Origin of the sequence: Pseudomonas sp. FP1762 (genome assembly GCF_030687105.1) — a bacterium.
GTDB classification, from domain to species: domain Bacteria; phylum Pseudomonadota; class Gammaproteobacteria; order Pseudomonadales; family Pseudomonadaceae; genus Aquipseudomonas; species Aquipseudomonas siliginis.
The window spans coordinates 1,329,259-1,346,534 of sequence record NZ_CP117458.1; the positions used below are offsets into that span (position 1 = coordinate 1,329,259).

At 59.9% G+C, this 17,276-nt stretch carries 16 protein-coding genes and 2 tRNA genes; 4 read left to right on the plus strand and 14 right to left on the minus strand.

Annotated features, from left to right (window positions below):
- Positions 1 to 126: 126 nt before the first annotated feature.
- Both PSH90_RS05745 and PSH90_RS05750 read right to left on the minus strand, forming a co-directional pair.
- A tRNA-Met gene (locus PSH90_RS05745) sits at positions 127 to 203 on the minus strand.
- 217 nt (positions 204 to 420) lie between these two features.
- Positions 421 to 497: transfer RNA gene (locus PSH90_RS05750), tRNA-Met, on the minus strand.
- 277 nt (positions 498 to 774) lie between these two features.
- On the opposite strand from PSH90_RS05750, the gene dinB reads away from it, so the two are divergent.
- On the plus strand, positions 775 to 1,836 hold the full coding sequence (dinB, locus tag PSH90_RS05755) for a DNA polymerase IV (RefSeq protein ID WP_252877596.1): 1,062 nt from the start codon (positions 775 to 777) through the stop codon (positions 1,834 to 1,836).
- Positions 1,837 to 1,962: 126 nt separating this feature from the next.
- Here the strand turns inward: dinB and PSH90_RS05760 are convergent, their stop codons facing one another.
- From PSH90_RS05760 to PSH90_RS05775, 4 genes are all read right to left on the minus strand, one after another.
- On the minus strand, positions 1,963 to 2,916 hold the full coding sequence (locus tag PSH90_RS05760; protein WP_056783330.1) for a hypothetical protein: 954 nt from the start codon (positions 2,914 to 2,916) through the stop codon (positions 1,963 to 1,965).
- Positions 2,917 to 2,933: 17 nt separating this feature from the next.
- A complete protein-coding gene (locus PSH90_RS05765; RefSeq protein WP_041478071.1) occupies positions 2,934 to 4,649 on the minus strand; it encodes a proline--tRNA ligase in 1,716 nt (571 codons plus the stop codon).
- A gap of 129 nt (positions 4,650 to 4,778) precedes the next feature.
- Complete coding sequence (locus tag PSH90_RS05770) at positions 4,779 to 6,338, minus strand: AmpG family muropeptide MFS transporter (RefSeq protein WP_076566230.1); 1,560 nt, start codon at positions 6,336 to 6,338, stop codon at positions 4,779 to 4,781.
- A 43-nt stretch (positions 6,339 to 6,381) separates the two neighbouring features.
- Entirely contained in the window at positions 6,382 to 6,735 is a 354-nt protein-coding gene (locus PSH90_RS05775; protein ID WP_083352143.1) for an MGMT family protein, read from the minus strand.
- A 165-nt stretch (positions 6,736 to 6,900) separates the two neighbouring features.
- Between PSH90_RS05775 and PSH90_RS05780 the strand changes: the two genes are divergently transcribed.
- A complete protein-coding gene (locus tag PSH90_RS05780; RefSeq protein ID WP_024011896.1) occupies positions 6,901 to 7,908 on the plus strand; it encodes a DUF481 domain-containing protein in 1,008 nt (335 codons plus the stop codon).
- A 119-nt stretch (positions 7,909 to 8,027) separates the two neighbouring features.
- Here the strand turns inward: PSH90_RS05780 and PSH90_RS05785 are convergent, their stop codons facing one another.
- Entirely contained in the window at positions 8,028 to 8,237 is a 210-nt protein-coding gene (locus PSH90_RS05785) for a cold-shock protein (protein WP_002554837.1), read from the minus strand.
- Between the two features lie 355 nt (positions 8,238 to 8,592).
- On the opposite strand from PSH90_RS05785, the gene dcd reads away from it, so the two are divergent.
- Positions 8,593 to 9,159 carry a dCTP deaminase gene (gene dcd / locus PSH90_RS05790; protein WP_007940589.1) on the plus strand — a complete coding sequence of 189 codons (567 nt, stop codon included), beginning with the start codon at positions 8,593 to 8,595 and terminating at the stop codon, positions 9,157 to 9,159.
- A 107-nt stretch (positions 9,160 to 9,266) separates the two neighbouring features.
- The gene (locus PSH90_RS05795) at positions 9,267 to 9,476 is read left to right on the plus strand and encodes a hypothetical protein (RefSeq protein WP_016771389.1); all 210 of its coding nucleotides are present in this window, start codon (positions 9,267 to 9,269) and stop codon (positions 9,474 to 9,476) included.
- A 44-nt stretch (positions 9,477 to 9,520) separates the two neighbouring features.
- Here the strand turns inward: PSH90_RS05795 and pdeM are convergent, their stop codons facing one another.
- The 7 genes from pdeM to PSH90_RS05830 all read right to left on the minus strand — a co-directional run bounded on the left by pdeM (position 9,521) and on the right by PSH90_RS05830 (position 17,052).
- Positions 9,521 to 10,174 (minus strand): ligase-associated DNA damage response endonuclease PdeM, encoded by a 654-nt coding sequence (gene pdeM / locus PSH90_RS05800; protein WP_370695115.1) that lies wholly within the window; start codon positions 10,172 to 10,174, stop codon positions 9,521 to 9,523.
- Positions 10,171 to 12,660, minus strand: a complete 2,490-nt coding sequence (locus tag PSH90_RS05805; protein ID WP_252877597.1) for a ligase-associated DNA damage response DEXH box helicase — start codon at positions 12,658 to 12,660, stop codon at positions 10,171 to 10,173. The genes pdeM and PSH90_RS05805 overlap by 4 nt, the downstream gene beginning before the upstream one ends.
- Positions 12,661 to 12,853: 193 nt before the next feature.
- Entirely contained in the window at positions 12,854 to 13,618 is a 765-nt protein-coding gene (locus PSH90_RS05810) for an ABC transporter ATP-binding protein (RefSeq protein ID WP_041478066.1), read from the minus strand.
- Positions 13,619 to 13,630: 12 nt separating this feature from the next.
- Positions 13,631 to 14,749, minus strand: a complete 1,119-nt coding sequence (locus PSH90_RS05815) for a succinylglutamate desuccinylase/aspartoacylase family protein (RefSeq protein ID WP_041478065.1) — start codon at positions 14,747 to 14,749, stop codon at positions 13,631 to 13,633.
- Positions 14,750 to 14,777: 28 nt separating this feature from the next.
- Positions 14,778 to 15,488 carry an ABC transporter permease gene (locus tag PSH90_RS05820; protein ID WP_305382336.1) on the minus strand — a complete coding sequence of 237 codons (711 nt, stop codon included), beginning with the start codon at positions 15,486 to 15,488 and terminating at the stop codon, positions 14,778 to 14,780.
- Positions 15,485 to 16,213 carry an ABC transporter permease gene (locus PSH90_RS05825; protein ID WP_016771383.1) on the minus strand — a complete coding sequence of 243 codons (729 nt, stop codon included), beginning with the start codon at positions 16,211 to 16,213 and terminating at the stop codon, positions 15,485 to 15,487. Before PSH90_RS05825 ends, PSH90_RS05820 begins: the two co-directional genes overlap by 4 nt.
- 56 nt (positions 16,214 to 16,269) lie before the next feature.
- A complete protein-coding gene (locus PSH90_RS05830; protein WP_041478063.1) occupies positions 16,270 to 17,052 on the minus strand; it encodes a transporter substrate-binding domain-containing protein in 783 nt (260 codons plus the stop codon).
- Between the last annotated feature and the right edge of the window lie 224 nt (positions 17,053 to 17,276).

The following is a 17,276-nucleotide window of genomic DNA, read 5'->3' on the forward strand; positions in this document are numbered from 1 at the left end:
TAGTCGCAAGTCAGTGGTTCTGATGATCCCCAGCGGTTCACTGCACAGTGACAGATCATTGTTGCGAAAGGACTTTTTCAACAGATACAAAAAAGGCCACTCTTTCGAGTAGCCTTTTTTGATGTTTGGTTGCGGGAGCCGGATTTGAACCGACGACCTTCGGGTTATGAGCCCGACGAGCTACCAGACTGCTCCATCCCGCGTCTGTGTGGCGGCATTCTACAGGCGAACGACGAGGTGTCAACCGCTAATCCTGGAATGGGCCAAATAACTGCGAAATCGCGGCGAACGGTCGCAGGTAATGCGTAAGTTTCGGAAATGCAACAAATTGCCGTTTCGCTGGCGATTGAGCAGGGCGCGCGTTTGCAAAACAGACGCGCACAAAAAAGGCCACTCTTTCGAGTAGCCTTTTCTGATGTTTGGTTGCGGGAGCCGGATTTGAACCGACGACCTTCGGGTTATGAGCCCGACGAGCTACCAGACTGCTCCATCCCGCGTCTGTGTGGCGGCATTCTACAGAGGTTCGCGAGCGTGTCAACCGTAGATCCGGATAAATCTGTTGAGGTTCAAGCGCTTAGCGTATTTTCGCGGCGGGAGGCCGGCGCAGGGCAAGTGGCGCAAGGCTTTCAGCTCTATTGCGCGCGGATCTTTGATTGAAAAAATAAATTCATCGGAAATCTCCTACGGTCGGAAAAGAACATTCAACCACTGGTGCTATATACAGGTACCAATGAGATACTGCCGCTCCGGCTTGCCACGTTGTCTTTTTCCGACATGACCCAGCGAAAAATCATCCACGTCGACTGTGACTGTTTCTATGCCGCCATCGAGATGCGCGATGACCCGCGTCTGGCCGGCAAGCCACTGGCGGTGGGTGGTTCAGCGGATCGACGCGGGGTGATCGCCACCTGCAACTATGAAGCGCGCGCCTATGGTGTGCGCTCGGCCATGGCTTCCGGGCATGCATTAAAGCTGTGTCCGGACCTGACCATCGTCAAGCCGCGCATGGACGCTTATCGGGAAGCGTCGAAGGAAATTCATACGATCTTCGCCGACTACACCGACCTGATCGAGCCGCTGTCGCTGGACGAGGCCTATCTGGATGTGTCCGACAGCGCGCATTTCGGCGGCAGCGCCACGCGCATCGCCCAAGACATTCGCCGCCGGGTCTCCAACCAATTGCACATCACCGTTTCCGCAGGCGTTGCGCCAAACAAATTTCTGGCGAAGATCGCCAGCGACTGGAAAAAACCCAACGGTTTGTTCGTGATCACCCCGGATCAGGTCGAGGAGTTCGTCAGTGGTCTGCCGGTGAGCAAGCTGCACGGCGTCGGCAAGGTCACCGCCGACAAGCTCGGCAAGCTCGGCATCGTTGACTGCCAGCATCTGCGCGAGTGGGGCAGGCTGGCGCTGGTGCGCGAATTCGGCAGTTTCGGCGAGCGCTTGTGGAATCTGGCGCGTGGGATCGATGACCGTCTGGTGCACAACGACAGCCGCCGTCAGTCGATCAGCGTGGAAAACACCTACGACGTTGATCTGCCGGACTTGCGCAGCTGCCTGGACAAATTGCCCGAGCTGCTCGATACCCTGAAAACCCGCATGGCGCGGATCGACAGCAGTTATCGACCGGGCAAGCCGTTCGTCAAAGTCAAATTTCATGATTTCACCCAGACCACGCTGGAGCAGGCTGGGGCAGGGCGGGACCTGGGCAGTTATCAGTTGATGCTGACGCAGGCGTTCAATCGCGGCGGCAAGCCGGTGCGGCTGTTGGGGGTGGGAGTGAGGCTGGAGGATTTGCGCGGCGGGTTTGAGCAGATGGAGTTGTTTGAGCGGTAGATTTGCGGCGTATTCAGATAATCATCGCGGGCAAGCCCGCTCCCACACTGATCGATGGTGAAACACATATTGTGTGAACACCCATAAACCCTGTGGGAGCGGGCTTGCCCGCGATGCCTTTAGCTTTTAATTCGGTCCCGGATCTGCAACCAGGCGCCCTGCATCCTTGGCCAGAGACTTGAGAAACTCAGCCTGCAACTCCGGATCGTTGCGCGTCAGTTCGATCAGGCTCTGTTCCAGCTCACTGGCTTCTTCTTCCAGACCCAGCTCCGACAGGCGTTTGACCCGGTGCACCCACTGGCTCACCTCGTCATCTTCCAGATCGTCATAAATCAGCCCATGCGCCTCAATCAACTTGCCGCGCAGGTGGCCGCTGAGCATCAGGGTCGAGTCGGAATGCACATCGTCCTTGGCGTCTTCGACACTGATCTGCAAGCGGCCGACATGGTTGAGGTCATGTTCGGCGAACGGACTGTCGAGCAGATTCAAGCGCAGCACACCGTTGCGGTCGGTGGTCATGTCGAACGTCTGCTTGCCGGCCTTGACCTGCACCGGTCGTTCGCTCCACGGCAGGCTCGAATACTCCGTGCGCTTGTCGCGCTGGACTTCGTCGATGCCCGCGAGGTTTTGCTGCGCGCGACCATTGGACTGCACGTTCATGAACGGGTTGAGCCCGGCGAAACCGTAGCTCAGCCAATCCCGGGTGACGCTATCCGGCAGGTTACCGAGGGCAAACACGTTGACCACGTTCGCACCGACACCACCGACCACGGCCACCGCGCCCAGCGGAATCTCGTAGACTTCGCGCCAGGGTTGGTAAGGCGTGTAGCGGTCGTAACGACGGGTGACCTCGAACTCGGTGACTTCGAAAGTCTTCTGCTCGTTGATCTTCACGCGTCGCTGCGGCAGCTCGAGCACCTTGGGCTCGCCGACATCGATCTGCAGGCTGTGATCGAGCAACTTTCGCTCGACCCGCTCTTCGTGCTCGCTGCGTTGCGACATGTGATTGGCGCAGCCGCTGACCAGCAGGGCGCCGCACAGGGCGGCGCCACCGAGGCCTAAGGTGTTTCGCTTGAACATGACGTCTCTATCTGGTTTCAGCGGCGGATACGGGCCTGAAGGAAGGACACAACATCGGCCACCGGCAGCGCTTGCGCCTCTGCTTCGGAACGACTCTTGTATTCCAGGTTGCCTTCGGCGAGGCCGCGGTCGCTGACCACGATCCGGTGTGGAATGCCGATCAGCTCCATGTCCGCGAACTTGATGCCCGGGCTGGTTTTCTTGTCGCGATCGTCCAGCAGCACTTCGAAGCCGGCCGCCGTCAGTTCGGCATAGAGCTTGTCGGTGGCTTCGCGCACCTGCTCGGTTTCATAGCGCAGCGGTACCAGCGCGATCTGGAACGGCGCCAGGGTGTCGCTCCAGATGATGCCGTTGGCGTCGTTGTTCTGCTCGATAGCTGCAGCGACCACGCGGGAAACGCCAATGCCGTAGCAACCCATTTCCAGAGTCACCGGCTTGCCGTTTTCGCCCAGCACTTCGCACTTCATCGCCTTGCTGTACTTGTTGCCCAGCTGGAAGATGTGCCCGACTTCGATGCCGCGCTTGATTTCCAGCGTGCCTTTGCCGTCCGGGCTTGGGTCGCCAGCGACGACGTTGCGCAGGTCGGCAACGGTCGGAACCGGCAGATCACGCTCCCAGTTCACGCCGAAATAGTGCTTGTCGTCGATGTTCGCGCCAATACCGAAGTCGCTCATCATCGCCACCGAGCGGTCGATGATGATCGGCAGCGGCAGGTTCAGCGGGCCGAGCGAGCCGGCGCCGGCGCCAATCGCGTCACGCAGTTCGGCATCGGAGGCCATCACCAGCGGGCTGGCCACGCCAGGCTGGTTGGCAGCCTTGATTTCGTTCAGTTCGTGGTCGCCACGAATCACCAGCGCGATCAGCTTGCCTTCTTCTTCGGCATGGACGATCAGGGTCTTGATGGTCTTTTCAATCGGCAGATTGAATTTTTCCACCAGGGCGGCGATGGTTTTCGTGTCCGGCGTGTCGACCAGACGCAGTTCTTCGGTTGGCGCAGGGCGCGAGGTTTCCCGTGGCACCGCTTCGGCTTTTTCGATGTTCGCCGCGTAGTCGGAGCCGTTGCTGAAGACGATATCGTCTTCGCCGGACTCGGCCAGCACGTGGAATTCGTGGGAACCGGCACCACCGATCGAACCGTTGTCGGCTTCTACCGGGCGGAATTTCAGGCCCAGACGCGTGAAGATGTTGCAGTAGGCTTCATGCATGCGGTCGTAAGTGACCTGCAGCGACGCCTGATCAGCGTGGAAGGAGTAGGCGTCCTTCATGATGAATTCGCGGCCGCGCATCAAACCGAAGCGTGGGCGGATTTCGTCGCGGAATTTGGTCTGGATCTGATACAGGTTGATTGGCAGCTGTTTATAGCTGCTCAACTCGTTGCGCATCAGATCGGTGATCACTTCTTCGTGGGTCGGGCCCGCGCAGAAATCACGACCATGGCGGTCTTTGATGCGCAGCAGCTCAGGGCCGTATTCTTCCCAGCGCCCCGATTCCTGCCACAGCTCGGCCGGTTGGGTGCTCGGCATCAACACTTCCAGAGAACCGGCAGCGTTCATCTCTTCGCGAACGATGGCTTCGACCTTGCGCATGACTCGCAGGCCCATCGGCAGCCAGGTGTACAGGCCCGAGGCAAGCTTGCGGATCATGCCGGCCCGCAGCATCAGCTGGTGGCTGATCACGACCGCGTCGGAAGGCGTTTCTTTCTGTGTGGCGAGCAAAAATTGACTGGTGCGCATGGTTGGCCGTTGTCGGTTGCTATGACTGGAAATGACGGAGCAGTGTACCGGCGAGTTTTGCTGACGTACAGAAGTGTGGCCGGCGGAAGGCGCCAGCGGCGGGATTCCTCCCGCCATTGGCGAAGCGTCCTACGATTCTTCGGTGACGGGCGTCGGTGCAGGCTCGGGCGTCGGTGTTTGTCCTTCGCGGCGGCGCTCCTGGAACCAGTGCAGCGCGATCAGTAGCAGCGTCGGTACGCCGAGCAGGGCGGTAATGAGGAAGAAGCTGTGATAACCGAACTTCTCGACCAGCACGCCGGAATAGCCGCCCATCAGGCGCGGCAGCAGCAGCATGATCGAGCTGAGCAGGGCATATTGCGTAGCGGAAAACTTCAGGTTGGTCAGGCTCGACAGGTAGGCAACGAACGCCGATGTCGCCAGGCCCGAGCTGAAGTTGTCGAGGGAAATGGTCACCACCAGCATCTGCAGGTTCGGGCCCATGTCCGCGAGCATGACGAACAGCAGGTTGGTCGCCGCCGAAGACACACCACCGATAAACAGGATCGGCAGAATGCCGAAACGCACGATCAACAGGCCGCCCATGCCGGCGCCGACGAGGGTCATGATCAGGCCGAAAATCTTGCTGACACTGGCGATCTGATCCTTGGTGAAACCCTGGTCGATGTAGAACACGTTGGCCATCACGCCCATTACCGTGTCGGACATCCGGTAAGTGGCGATCAGGCCCAGCAGCAACAGCGCCTGCCAGCGATAACGCAGGATGAAGTCATTGATCGGCGTCAGTACCGGAGCCAGTCCGCGCCGGCCCATGGCCGACAGACACAAACCGGTGAGCAATATGTAGAGGATGGCGCGCAGAAAGGCGCGGTCTTCAAGCAGCAGGTCCAGCGGGCTCATGTCACCGAACAGCACGCCGGCGAAATCGGTGTTGTACAGCTGGGTGAACATTGCCGGTACGGAAACCAGCAAAACGATCAGCACGAACACCGACATCAATTGATGCATGAACGTGTAGCGCCCGGCCTGCAACTGCGTGCGCAGCGGTACGGGTGGTTCACGCATGAACAGCGTGGTCAGCAGCGCAGGCACCATCAATGCGCCGAACAGCACATAGGTGCCGGTCCAAGCTGCGTGCTTATAGTTGAAGCCGGTGGAGCCGAAACCTTCGGCGAAGAACAGCGCACCGGCGGTGGCGAGCAGGGCGGCAACGCGGTAACCGGACATGTAGCTGGCGGCGAGGGCGGCCTGGCGGCTGTCATCGGCGATTTCCAGGCGATAGGCGTCGACCGCGATATCTTGCGTGGCGGAGGCGAAGGCAACCACGACAGCAATGGCGATCAGCCAGGACAAATGCTTCTGCGGATCACAGAAACCCATGCCGATCAGCCCGAGAATCACCAGTGCCTGGGAGAGCACCAGCCAGGAACGGCGGCGGCCGAGTTTGCCCAGCAAGGGCAGGCGCCATTGATCGAGCAGCGGCGACCAGACCCATTTGAACGCGTACGCCAGGCCGATCAGGCTGGCATAGCCAATGGTTTCACGGGCCACGCCTGCTTCACGCAGCCATACGGAGAGCGTCGAGAACACCAGCATGTACGGCAGGCCGGCGGCAAAACCGAGCAACAACAGCACGAGCGTCGAAGGACTGGCATAGGCGGCGAGCGCGGCGCGCCAGGTTTTACGGGGCATGGGCTGAAGTCTGCCTCAAAATTGCGAAAACAAAGCGCGCACTCTAACCGCTGTGCTCTACCGGACGCCAGCCATGGCGCCGAATATCCACACGATTGTTCTGGATGGTGATGCCTTCCATGCGCAATCGCGCACGTTGTTCATCACCGGAGGGGCTGCCGACCGGCAGGCTGATGCGCCCGCCGGCGCCGAGCACGCGGTGCCAAGGCAGCCTGGTGTCGCCGGGCAACTGGCTCAAAGTCCGCCCGACCCAGCGCGCGGCGCGGCCCAGCCCCGCAAGTTCGGCCAACTGGCCATAACTGACGACTTTGCCTTCGGGCACTTGCGCGAGCGTCGAGTAGAGTGCCGTGCGTCGGATTTGCGCATCGTTTTCGACGCTGTCGAGCGGGTCTTTCACGTACGCGGCTCCTGAGCATTGGCGTGATGATGGCGACAAGGGTAATCGCTCGTGGCGCGGTTGAGAAATGAACTCAATTGAAATAGTCCGGTCAGTCCTTGTCATGGGCAAAATCCTACGGATAATGCCGACCCTTTTCGCCAACTCTGAGCCCCCGATCTGCTTATGTTCCCCAGAACCCTGTTGTGCCTTGCTGTTTTCAGCGCGTCCACGCCCCTGCTTGCCGACACCGTCTGGTTGAAAAACGGCGACAAGCTGAGTGGCACTATCACGGTATTCGATGGCGGCAAGCTGCTGATCCAGACCAAATACGCCGGCGCAGTGGCGATTGACTGGAAAGAGGTCAAGACCCTCGACAGCGATCAGCATCTGTTGGTGAAGCAGGACGCCTATGCCGGCGAAGTGTCGAAGTCGCTCACCGCGGCCGACGATGGCAAGGTCACCCTGGCCAACGGCGAGGCGCCGAAGACGGTCGAGCTGGCGAGCATTCAGCAGATTCTCAAGCCCAAGCCGATCGTCACCGACCTGGTATGGAAGGGTAACGTCGATCTGGCGCTGGACTATCAGCGCGCCGAAAAGGACACCGACGATTACGACGTCGCCTTCAAGACTTCGGCTCGCCATGGTCGCTGGCGCCATACCGGCGAGGGCGAGTACAACCGCGAAGTCCAGGATGCGGAAACCACCACCAACAACTGGCGCGCCGAATACTCCCTCGACCGCTTCCTTACCGATCAGTGGTTCTGGCAAGGGCGCATCAACTACAAGCGTGATCACATCGAAGAGCTGGCGCGTCAGCGTGTGGTCGGTACCGGTCCGGGTTACCAGTTCTGGGACGATGAACTGGGTGCGTTCTCGCTGGGCTCGTTGCTCAACCGCACCGACTATGAATACCGCGATGGCAGCAAGGACAACTTCTACTCCGTCGCGATGAAGTGGGACTACAACCGCTACCTGATCGGCAAGAAGGTCGAGTTCTTCACCAATGGCGAAGTCGGCAAGCCGCTGTCGGGTGTTGCCGATTACGCACTGGATGCCGAGCTGGGCCTGCGCTACAAGGTCACCGACTGGGCCTCGCTCAACCTCAAGGCCGAGCGCGACATCATCAGTGGCACCAACGATGCGGATCTGAACAAGACCCGTTATACCGCAGGGTTTGGCGTCGCCTGGTAAGGGCAGAAACAAAAAAATCGCGGCCTCAAGGGTCGCGATTTTTTTTGCCAGCGCAAAACAGGCGCCCACAAAAAAGCCCCGCTTTTAAGGGCGGGGCTCTTTTCTAAAGAAGCTACAAGTTAGATAACTTGTACTTCTTCAGCTTGCATGCCTTTCTGACCGCGGGTAGCGATGAAAGAAACCTGTTGGCCTTCTTTCAGGCTTTTGAAGCCGTCGGATTGGATAGCTTTGAAGTGAACGAACAGGTCGTCACCGGATTGTGGAGTGATGAAGCCGAAGCCTTTTTCATCGTTGAACCACTTAACGGTACCGGTTTGGCGATTAGACATGGTGTAACTCCTTGAACAAAGATAACTGCGACTCAGGAAGAACCCTGGCCGAGACTGAGTGCAAAGAGCAGGAAAAATTCTTGTAGATGGTTGGATCGAAATTCAACATATCGTGTAGAGATTCTCAGTGACACAAGCAACACAGTGACGCCACCTTAACCCTTTTTCCGGAACGTGCCAATGTTTCTTGCAAAGGATTCTGTGTTTTAGGGATCGGCGGTGCGACGGTTCGTCGCCACATCGCGTAAATACGGGGTGTTCGCCGAGAATTGCGTTGCGCACTTTGAACGAGACGACGCGCCCGGTAAGATGCCGGACAGAATTTTTCCACCTCGCTATTCAGGACAAACCCGCCATGAGCATCAAATCGGACAAGTGGATTCGCCGCATGGCGCAGGAACACGGCATGATCGAACCGTTCGTCGAGCGCCAGATGCGCGGCAGCGACGACAGCCGGGTGATTTCCTACGGCGTGTCGAGCTACGGCTACGACGTGCGTTGCACCAACCACTTCAAGGTGTTCACCAACATCAACTCGGCCATTGTTGACCCGAAGAACTTCGACGCCGGCAGCTTCGTCGACATCCACAGCGACGTCTGCATCATTCCGCCGAACTCCTTCGCCCTGGCCAGCACCGTCGAATACTTCCGCATTCCGCGCAACGTGCTGACCATCTGCCTGGGTAAAAGCACCTACGCGCGCTGCGGCATCATCGTCAACGTCACTCCGCTCGAGCCTGAGTGGGAAGGTCATGTGACCCTGGAATTCTCCAATACCACCAACCTGCCGGCGAAAATCTACGCCAACGAAGGTGTGGCGCAGATGCTCTTCCTCGAATCCGATGAAGAATGTGAAGTTTCCTACAAGGATCGTGGCGGCAAGTACCAGGGCCAGCGTGGCGTGACCTTGCCGCGTACCTGATCGACCATCCGACGGATGTCGGGAATTCTTTGGCGGGCAGACACTCTATGGGGTGTACTGCCCGTTTTTGTTACACACAGATTCGGGCCTTCACTGAGGAGTGCCCTATGAAGATCGACCCGCGAATCAGCGCTGAACTGGCAAGGCTTGAGCCCAATCAGATAGGCGTTCTGGCCTGGTCGTTACTGGCGAATCCGTCTTTGAGCCTGTCCGGCGGCGTGCCCGGCCAGCCCGATCCCGATACTCCCAACGAACAACCGACCGAACCAGGCGAACCGACGCTGCCGGACGAGCCGCCTCCGGCGCCTGTGGCCTGATCCACTGTCATGAATATGGCCCGTCAGTCTGATCGATTTGCGATCTAGCTGACGGGCCATATTTCGTTGTCGCCGATCACGAAGACTCTGCAGCTGTCGTCGCGCTCGACCTGATAGCCGCCGGTGAACGCACCGAATGCCGGCATCAGGCTGATGCGCTCACCGAGTCTGAAACAGGCCAGGCGCAGGCTCTGCCGACCTTTGCCGTGCAATCGATAAACCGGATGCACGTGGCCCGCGAGCACGTGCCGTTCCGGATGCGGATCGGGCTCATGCTGCAGGGCGAATGGCCCTAGTAACAGCGGCTCTGGTACCACGCGAATATTCAGCGAGGCTGGTGGGTCGCCTGCGCGTTTGTCGTGGTTGCCGCGAATCAGCGTCATCGGCAGGTCAGCGTGCCGCGTGCGCCACTCTGCCAGCGCATTCAGTGTGGTCGGGAGATGGGAACCAGGCCCATGCAGAAAATCCCCGAGGAAGATCAACTGGCGACACGGCAACCGCGTCAGCAACGCGTCGATTACCTCGATGTTGCTCGCCGTCGTGCCATGCGGCACCGGCTGGCCGAGGCTGCGATAGGCCGCCGCCTTACCGAAATGCACATCGGCGATCAGCAATGCTTCCTGCGCTGGCCAGTACAGCGCTTTCTCCGGCAGCAGCCACAACTCCTCACCGGCCAAACGCACCGGGTACGCACTCACGACGATTTCCCGTTATCAGCGGTTTTTTCCAGGTCACCAACCATTCTTCTGATCCTGTCAGCCAGTTTTTCCGAACTCATGCTCTCGCGCATCCGCTCCACCAGCAGCGGAAAGCCCAACGGTGTAGGACGTTTAACCTGATGCACGTCCATTTTCATCTGATTGATGCGCTCCAGTGTCTGTTCCAGACGGCGAATATCCAGCTCTTCGCGTAGGACTTCTTCCCCAGCCTGGGCTAGCAGCAGGTTGTCGGCGTCATATTGTTTGAACACTTGGAAAAACAAGCCACTCGACGCCTGCACCTGGCGGGTGCTTTTTGGTGCGCCCGGATACCCGGCGAACACCAGCCCGGCGATCCGCGCGATTTCGCGGAAGCGGCGCAACGCCAGTTCACCGGCATTGAGGCTGGCGAGCACGTCCAGCAACAGGTCATCGGCATTGAACAGGTGCGCGTCCAGATGCGTGGCCCAATCCACCGGCGTGGCGCTGAGCAGTTCCAGGCCGTAATCATTCACGGCAATCGAGAAGGTCACCGGCTGGCGCTGACTGACGCGCCACGCCAACAGGCTCGCCAGTCCCAGATGCACTTGTCGCCCGGCGAACGGATAGAGAAAAAGATGCCAGCCTTCGCGGGATTTCAGCACTTCGGCCAGCAGATTTTCCGTGGTGGGCAAGCCGGACCAGCGTATCTGCGTCTCCAGCAGCGGCCGCAACGCGTGCATTTCCGGGCCGTTGAATTGACCTTGAGCAGCGGCGCTGAAGCGCGTGACCACCGCTTCGGCCAGTTCGTTGGATAACGGCATGCGTCCGCCATTCCAGCGCGGCACGGCAGCCTTTTTCGCGGTGCTGCGTTTGACGTAGGCGGTCATGTTTTCCACCCGCACCAGTTCCAGCAGGCGCCCGGCGAAGAGGAAACCATCGCCCGGTTTCAGCCGGGCGATAAAGCCTTCCTCGACGCTGCCCAGCTGTTTGCCGCCGCCGCCCTTGCTCCAGAATTTCAGGTTGATGCTCGCGTCGCTGACGATGGTGCCGATGCTCATGCGATGGCGCCGCGCCAGACGCGCATCCGGCACACGCCAGACGCCGTGTTCGTCCGGCTCGACCCGGCGGTAATCCGGATACGCTGTAAGAGACATCCCGCCATGGCGTACGAACGCCAGCGCCCAGGCCCAGTCTGCCGCTGTCAGGTCGCGATAGGCCCAGGCGCCTCGGACTTCTTCGTACAAGTCTCCAGGAATAAAGCCACCGCCAAGGGCCATGCTGACCAAATGCTGGACCAGCACATCCAGCGGCTTGAGCGGTGACAGGCGCGGCTCGATGCGCCGTTGCTCGACGGCATCGCGTGCGGCGACCGCTTCGATCAGTTCAAGGCTGTGGGTCGGCACCAGCGTCACCCGCGAGGTGCGCCCCGGCGCGTGGCCGGAGCGCCCGGCACGTTGCATCAAACGTGCGACGCCTTTCGCCGAGCCGATTTGCAATACGCGCTCGACCGGGAGGAAATCCACACCCAAGTCCAGGCTCGAGGTGCACACCACTGCTTTCAACTGGCCATTCTTCAACGCCTGCTCGACCCAATCGCGGGTATCGCGGGACAGTGAGCTGTGGTGCAGCGCGATCAACCCGGCCCAGTCCGGCCGCGCTTCCAGCAGCGCCTGATACCAGATCTCCGATTGCGCGCGGGTGTTGGTGAACACCAGGCTGCTGGCGCAGGCGTCAAGTTCGGCCACCACCTGCGGCAGCATCTTCAGACCGATGTGGCCGGCCCAGGGAAAACGCTCGATGGCCGGAGGCAGCAGGGTGTCGACTTGCAGGGTTTTTTCGCTTTTGCCCTGAACACTGACGCCGCCGCCCTGTGGGATCAGCACTTGCTCGGCGTGGGATTGATTACCGAGGGTGGCGGACACGCCCCAAACGATCAGTTCCGGCTGCCAATGACGCAGGCGGGCGAGAGCCAGTTGCAGTTGCACGCCGCGTTTGTTGCCGAGCAACTCGTGCCATTCATCGACGACGATCATGCGCAGGCTCGACAGCGCCGTGCGCGCATCGGCGCGGGCTAGTAGCAGAGTGAGGCTTTCCGGGGTGGTGATCAGCGTGGTCGGCAGACGTCGGCCCTGGCGGGCGCGTTCGCTGCTGCTGGTATCGCCGGTGCGCAGGCCGATGGACCACGGAATCTGTAAGTCATCCACCGGAATCTGCAACGCGCGGGCGGTATCGGCGGCGAGGGCGCGCATCGGCGTGATCCACAGCACCGTCAGCGGTTCGGCCGGCGGTTTGCGTTTGCGCGGTGTAGCCACGGGCGGTTGCAGGCGGGCGAAGCGGTTGAGCGCAGCAAACCATACCGCATAAGTTTTGCCGGCGCCGGTGCTGGCGTGGAGCAACCCGGATTCGCCGTTTTTCACCGCCGCCCACACCTGTTTTTGAAAGGCGAACGGCTTCCAGTCGCGGGCGCTGAACCAGGTTTTTGCAAAGTCGGGGGATTTCGCCATGCCGGCTGCGTGCGCTCTGGAGGTGTTGTTTCAGAGACAGCGAAGCGGGGGGACAAGTTTAACTTTGTCGGTCGGTGGATTCCCCCGTGGGAGCGAGCCTGCTCGCGAATGCGATGTCACCTTCAACATTGATGTTGACTGATAAACCGCTTTCGCGAGCAGGCTCGCTCCCACAAAGGGTTGAGTGCCAACCTTATTTAAGATTGCCGCTCAGGAATTGCTTCAGGCGTTCGCTTTTCGGGTTGCCCAGCACGTCTTCCGGCGCGCCTTCTTCTTCCACCAGACCCTGATGCAGAAACAGCACCTGATTCGACACCTTGCGCGCAAAACTCATTTCGTGGGTGACCATGATCATCGTCCGGCCTTCCTCGGCCAGGCCCTGAATCACTTTCAGCACTTCGCCGACCAGTTCCGGGTCGAGTGCCGAGGTCGGTTCGTCGAACAGCATCACTTCCGGCTCCATCGCCAGTGCCCGGGCGATCGCCACGCGCTGTTGCTGGCCGCCGGACAGAAACGCCGGGTATTGATCGGCGACCCGCGCCGGCAAGCCGACTTTGTCCAGATAACGTCGGGCGCGATCCTCGGCTTCCTGTTTGCTGCAGCCCAGCACCCGGCGCGGGGCCATGGTGATGTTTTCCAGCACGGTCATGTGGCTCCACAGGTTGAAATGCTGGAACACCATCGCCAGCCGCGTGCGCAGGCGTTGCAGTTCATCGGCGTCGGCAACGTGCATGCCGTGGCGGTCGGTGACCATGCGGATCGCCTGGCCATCGAGGCTCATGGCGCCGTCATTCGGTTGTTCAAGGAAATTGATGCAGCGCAAAAAGGTGCTTTTGCCCGAGCCGCTGGCGCCGATCAGGCTGATCACGTCGCCGGTTTTGGCCTTGAGCGAAACGCCTTTGAGCACCTGATGATCGCCATAGCTTTTGTGCAGGCCTTCAACGGTCAGTTTGTACATGGACGAGCATCCTCAAGGCGAAAGTAGGTAGCCGCTGCGATAGGCCTGGGCGCCCGCGACGTGGGCGATGACCATGCCGGCAGTGGCCATGCGCCGCAGCGAGCGCGCATACAGCAGGCCGGCGGCGGTGCAATGAATGGGGGTGACCTTGTCGTGGACCGGGTCAATGATTTCGGCGATCTGCTGGCCGGCTTCCAGGTATTGGCCGGGTGTCGCGCAGTACACCAGCAGGCCGCCGACTGGCGTGGTCACCGGTTCGACCCCGGCCAGCGGCGTGGCAGGGTACGGCAGTGGCGGTTGCGGCTTGGTCTCGCCGACGATGGCATCGAACTGGATCAGATAGTCGATCAGCGCCTGACAATCGCGGCTGGCCAGCGGGTGATTGACGTCGCCCTGGCCGCGCAATTCGACGGTCACCGAGAAGCTGCCCAGCGGAATCTCGAACTGCTCACCGAAGCGCTCGCGCAGTTGCCACCAGAGCAGGGTGAAGCACTCGTCGAACGATTGCCCGCCGGAATCGGTAGCGAGGAGGCTGGCCTGCGCTTCCATGTAGCGCGCCAAGGGCTCGACCTGTGGCCACGCCTCGGGCGTGGTGTACAGGTGCACCACCGATTCGAAGTCGCAGTGCAAGTCCAGCACCATGTCGGCATCGCAGGCCAGGCGTTGCAGGGTCAGACGCTGGGATTGCAGTTGTGTGGTCGGCTTCTGACGGTCGAGGGCGTTGCGCAGGCTGGCGCGGATCAGTTCGAGGTTGTGCTGCGCGTCGTCGTTGAGTTGGCCTTCGATGGCGTTGCCGATTTCTTCGCTGAGGTCGACGAACCAGCGATTGAAGTTCTGCCCGCTCTCCAGGTCGTAACGGCCCAGCGGCACGTCCATCAGCACTTGTTCGAGGCCGACCGGGTTGGCCACCGGCACCAGGACGATTTCGCTGCGCAGGCGGCCGGCAGCTTCCAGCTCGGCCAGACGCTGTTTCAGGTGCCAGGCGACCAGCATGCCCGGCAGTTCGTCAGCGTGCAGCGACGCCTGGATGTAAACCTTGCCCTTGGCCTGCGGTGGGCCGAAGTGGAAGCTGTGAATCTGCCGTGCGGTCCCCGGCAGCGGGGCCAGCAAGTCATGGATCTGGTGGCGCATTGTTATCTCTTTATTTTTGAAACCAGTGCTAGTGAGTCGGCCCGAGGAAGGCCAGCCAGCGGCGTTCGGCGAGGCGGAACAGACCGACCAGCGCAAAAGTAATGGTCAGGTAGATCAGCGCGGCGATGCCGAATGACTGGAAGGTCAGGAAGGTCGCCGAGTTGGCATCCCGCGCGACTTTCAGGATATCGGGAATGGTCGCGGTGAACGCCACGGTCGTCGAGTGCAGCATCAGGATCACTTCGTTGCTGTAGTAAGGCAACGAGCGGCGCAATGCTGACGGCATGATCACGTAGGCGTACAGCTTCCAGCCGGTCAGGCCATAAGCCTTGGCCGCTTCGACTTCGCCGTGGTTCATGCTGCGGATCGCCCCGGCAAAAATCTCCGTGGTGTACGCGCAGGTATTGAGCGCGAAAGCGAGGATCGTGCAGTTCATCGCGTCGCGAAAGAAACTGTCGAGGATCGGCTGTTCGCGCACGGCGGCGAGGCTGTAGATGCCCGTGTAGCAGATCAGCAGCTGGATATACAGCGGCGTGCCCCGGAACAGGTGGGTGTAGAACTGCACCGGCCAGCGAATGTAGAAGTGCGGCGAGACGCGGGCAATCGACAGCGGAATCGAGACGACGAAGCCGATGCAGATCGAGGCGCTCAGCAGCCACATCGTCATCGCCAGCCCGGTGATGTTCTGGCCGTCGGTATAAAGGAAGGCGCGCCAATATTCCTGAAGAAGTTCGATCATCGTACGGCCTCCCGGGCACCGGCGGCGTAGCGGCGTTCGAGCCAGCGCAGGATGAAGTTCGAAGCACTGGTGATCAGCAGATAAATCAAGGCGGCGAGGACCAGAAAGTAGAACAGTTGATAGGTGCTTTTACCGGCGTCCTGGGCAGCCTTGACCAGATCGGCGAGGCCAATGATCGACACCAGCGCGGTGGCCTTGAGCATGACCATCCAGTTGTTGCCGATGCCCGGCAAAGCGAAGCGCATCATTTGCGGAAACACCACGAAGCGAAAACGCTGGCCACGTTTGAGGCCATACGCGGTGGCGGCTTCGACCTGACCACGCGGCACCGCGAGGATGGCGCCACGGAAGGTCTCGGTGAAATACGCGCCATAAATGAACCCCAGCGTCAGCACGCCGGCGCTGAACGGGTCGATTTCAATATATTCCCATTCCATATAGTCGGTCAGCGACGTCAGCCAGGTTTGCAGGCTGTAGAAGATCAACAGCATCAGCACGAGATCCGGCACGCCGCGAATCAGCGTGGTGTAGAGCTGCGCGGGCAGGCGCACCAGTTTGACTTTCGACAGTTTGGCACTGGCGCCGAGCAGGCCGAGCAACACGGCCACCAGCAGCGACATTGCCGATAATTTGATGGTCATCCAGGTGCCTTGCAGCAGCAATGGGCCGAAGCCCTGCAGACTGAACGAGGCCAGCCCCAGATTTTGCAGGAGGGTTTCAAACATAAATCAGCAACCTGAGCGGATGGAAAAGGCGCCCATCGAGGATGGGCGCCGGAGCATTATTTGCCGCTGTACAGATTCAGGTCACCAAAGTGTTTCTTTTGAATCTCGGCGTATTTGCCGTCGTCGTGTAACGCTTTGATACCTTTATCCAAAAGTGCTTTCAGCTCAGTGTTACCTTTCTTGATACCGACAGCGGTTTTGGCTGGCAGCAATTCGCTGTCGACCGGCTGGCTGATTTCATAATCAGCGCCTTTTGGCGACTTCAGAAAGCCCAGTTCGGCTTGCAGCATGTCCTGGATACCGGCGTCGAGACGACCGGAGGTCAGGTCGGAATACACCTGATCCTGGTTCTGATAGGCCTGGGTTTTCACGCCAGCCTTGTCCAGCACGGCTTTGGCGTAGGCTTCCTGAATGGTGCCTTGCTCGTAACCGACGGTTTTGCCCTTGAGCGAAGTGACGTCGGCGGTGATGCCGGAGCCTTTCTTGAACACGTAAGCGGTCGGGCCGGAAAACAGTTCGCTGGAGAAGTCGATGACCTTCTCGCGCGCCGGGGTCACGGTCATCGACGAGATCACACCATCGAACTTGTTGGCCTTGAGGCCCGGAATCATGCCGTCGAAATCGCTTTCGACCCATTTGCACTTGACCTTCAGTTCGGCGCAGATCGCGTTGCCCAGATCGATATCGAACCCGACCAGGCTGCCATCGGCCGCTTTCGACTCGAACGGTGCGTACGAAGGGTCAACGCCAAAGCGCAGCTCTTTGTATTCCTTGGCCAGCGCGGAGCCGGCGGCCATGCACAACGCCAGTGCAGAAAGGGTCAGCAATGCTTTTTTCATTATTCAATCCCTAAGAACCAATATGAGCGCTTGTGGCGCAGAATTATTGTTACTGCAACGCTTACGACCTATAGAAAGTAGCAATTTCCGAACCAGAGTGCCGAACAGGTGTTTTAAAAGGTCGAGTGCAGAGAGGCAAGGGTAGTTGAATGCACGGAAACGGGCATTGCTGTTTGCATGCACTGTTTCGGTTCAAACGCGTAGCTCAGAGCAGGGAAAAACTG

Excerpts from the sequence above, each read along its gene's own strand:
- dinB (WP_252877596.1), top strand. The coding sequence starts at position 775 with ATGACCCAGCGAAAAATCATCCACGTCGACTGTGACTGTTTCTATGCC.
- PSH90_RS05760 (WP_056783330.1), bottom strand. The coding sequence starts at position 2,916 with ATGTTCAAGCGAAACACCTTAGGCCTCGGTGGCGCCGCCCTGTGCGGC.
- PSH90_RS05765 (WP_041478071.1), bottom strand. The coding sequence starts at position 4,649 with ATGCGCACCAGTCAATTTTTGCTCGCCACACAGAAAGAAACGCCTTCC.
- PSH90_RS05770 (WP_076566230.1), bottom strand. The coding sequence starts at position 6,338 with ATGCCCCGTAAAACCTGGCGCGCCGCGCTCGCCGCCTATGCCAGTCCT.
- PSH90_RS05780 (WP_024011896.1), top strand. The coding sequence starts at position 6,901 with ATGTTCCCCAGAACCCTGTTGTGCCTTGCTGTTTTCAGCGCGTCCACG.
- PSH90_RS05785 (WP_002554837.1), bottom strand. The coding sequence starts at position 8,237 with ATGTCTAATCGCCAAACCGGTACCGTTAAGTGGTTCAACGATGAAAAA.
- dcd (WP_007940589.1), top strand. The coding sequence starts at position 8,593 with ATGAGCATCAAATCGGACAAGTGGATTCGCCGCATGGCGCAGGAACAC.
- PSH90_RS05795 (WP_016771389.1), top strand. The coding sequence starts at position 9,267 with ATGAAGATCGACCCGCGAATCAGCGCTGAACTGGCAAGGCTTGAGCCC.
- PSH90_RS05805 (WP_252877597.1), bottom strand. The coding sequence starts at position 12,660 with ATGGCGAAATCCCCCGACTTTGCAAAAACCTGGTTCAGCGCCCGCGAC.
- PSH90_RS05810 (WP_041478066.1), bottom strand. The coding sequence starts at position 13,618 with ATGTACAAACTGACCGTTGAAGGCCTGCACAAAAGCTATGGCGATCAT.
- PSH90_RS05815 (WP_041478065.1), bottom strand. The coding sequence starts at position 14,749 with ATGCGCCACCAGATCCATGACTTGCTGGCCCCGCTGCCGGGGACCGCA.
- PSH90_RS05820 (WP_305382336.1), bottom strand. The coding sequence starts at position 15,488 with ATGATCGAACTTCTTCAGGAATATTGGCGCGCCTTCCTTTATACCGAC.
- PSH90_RS05825 (WP_016771383.1), bottom strand. The coding sequence starts at position 16,213 with ATGTTTGAAACCCTCCTGCAAAATCTGGGGCTGGCCTCGTTCAGTCTG.
- PSH90_RS05830 (WP_041478063.1), bottom strand. The coding sequence starts at position 17,052 with ATGAAAAAAGCATTGCTGACCCTTTCTGCACTGGCGTTGTGCATGGCC.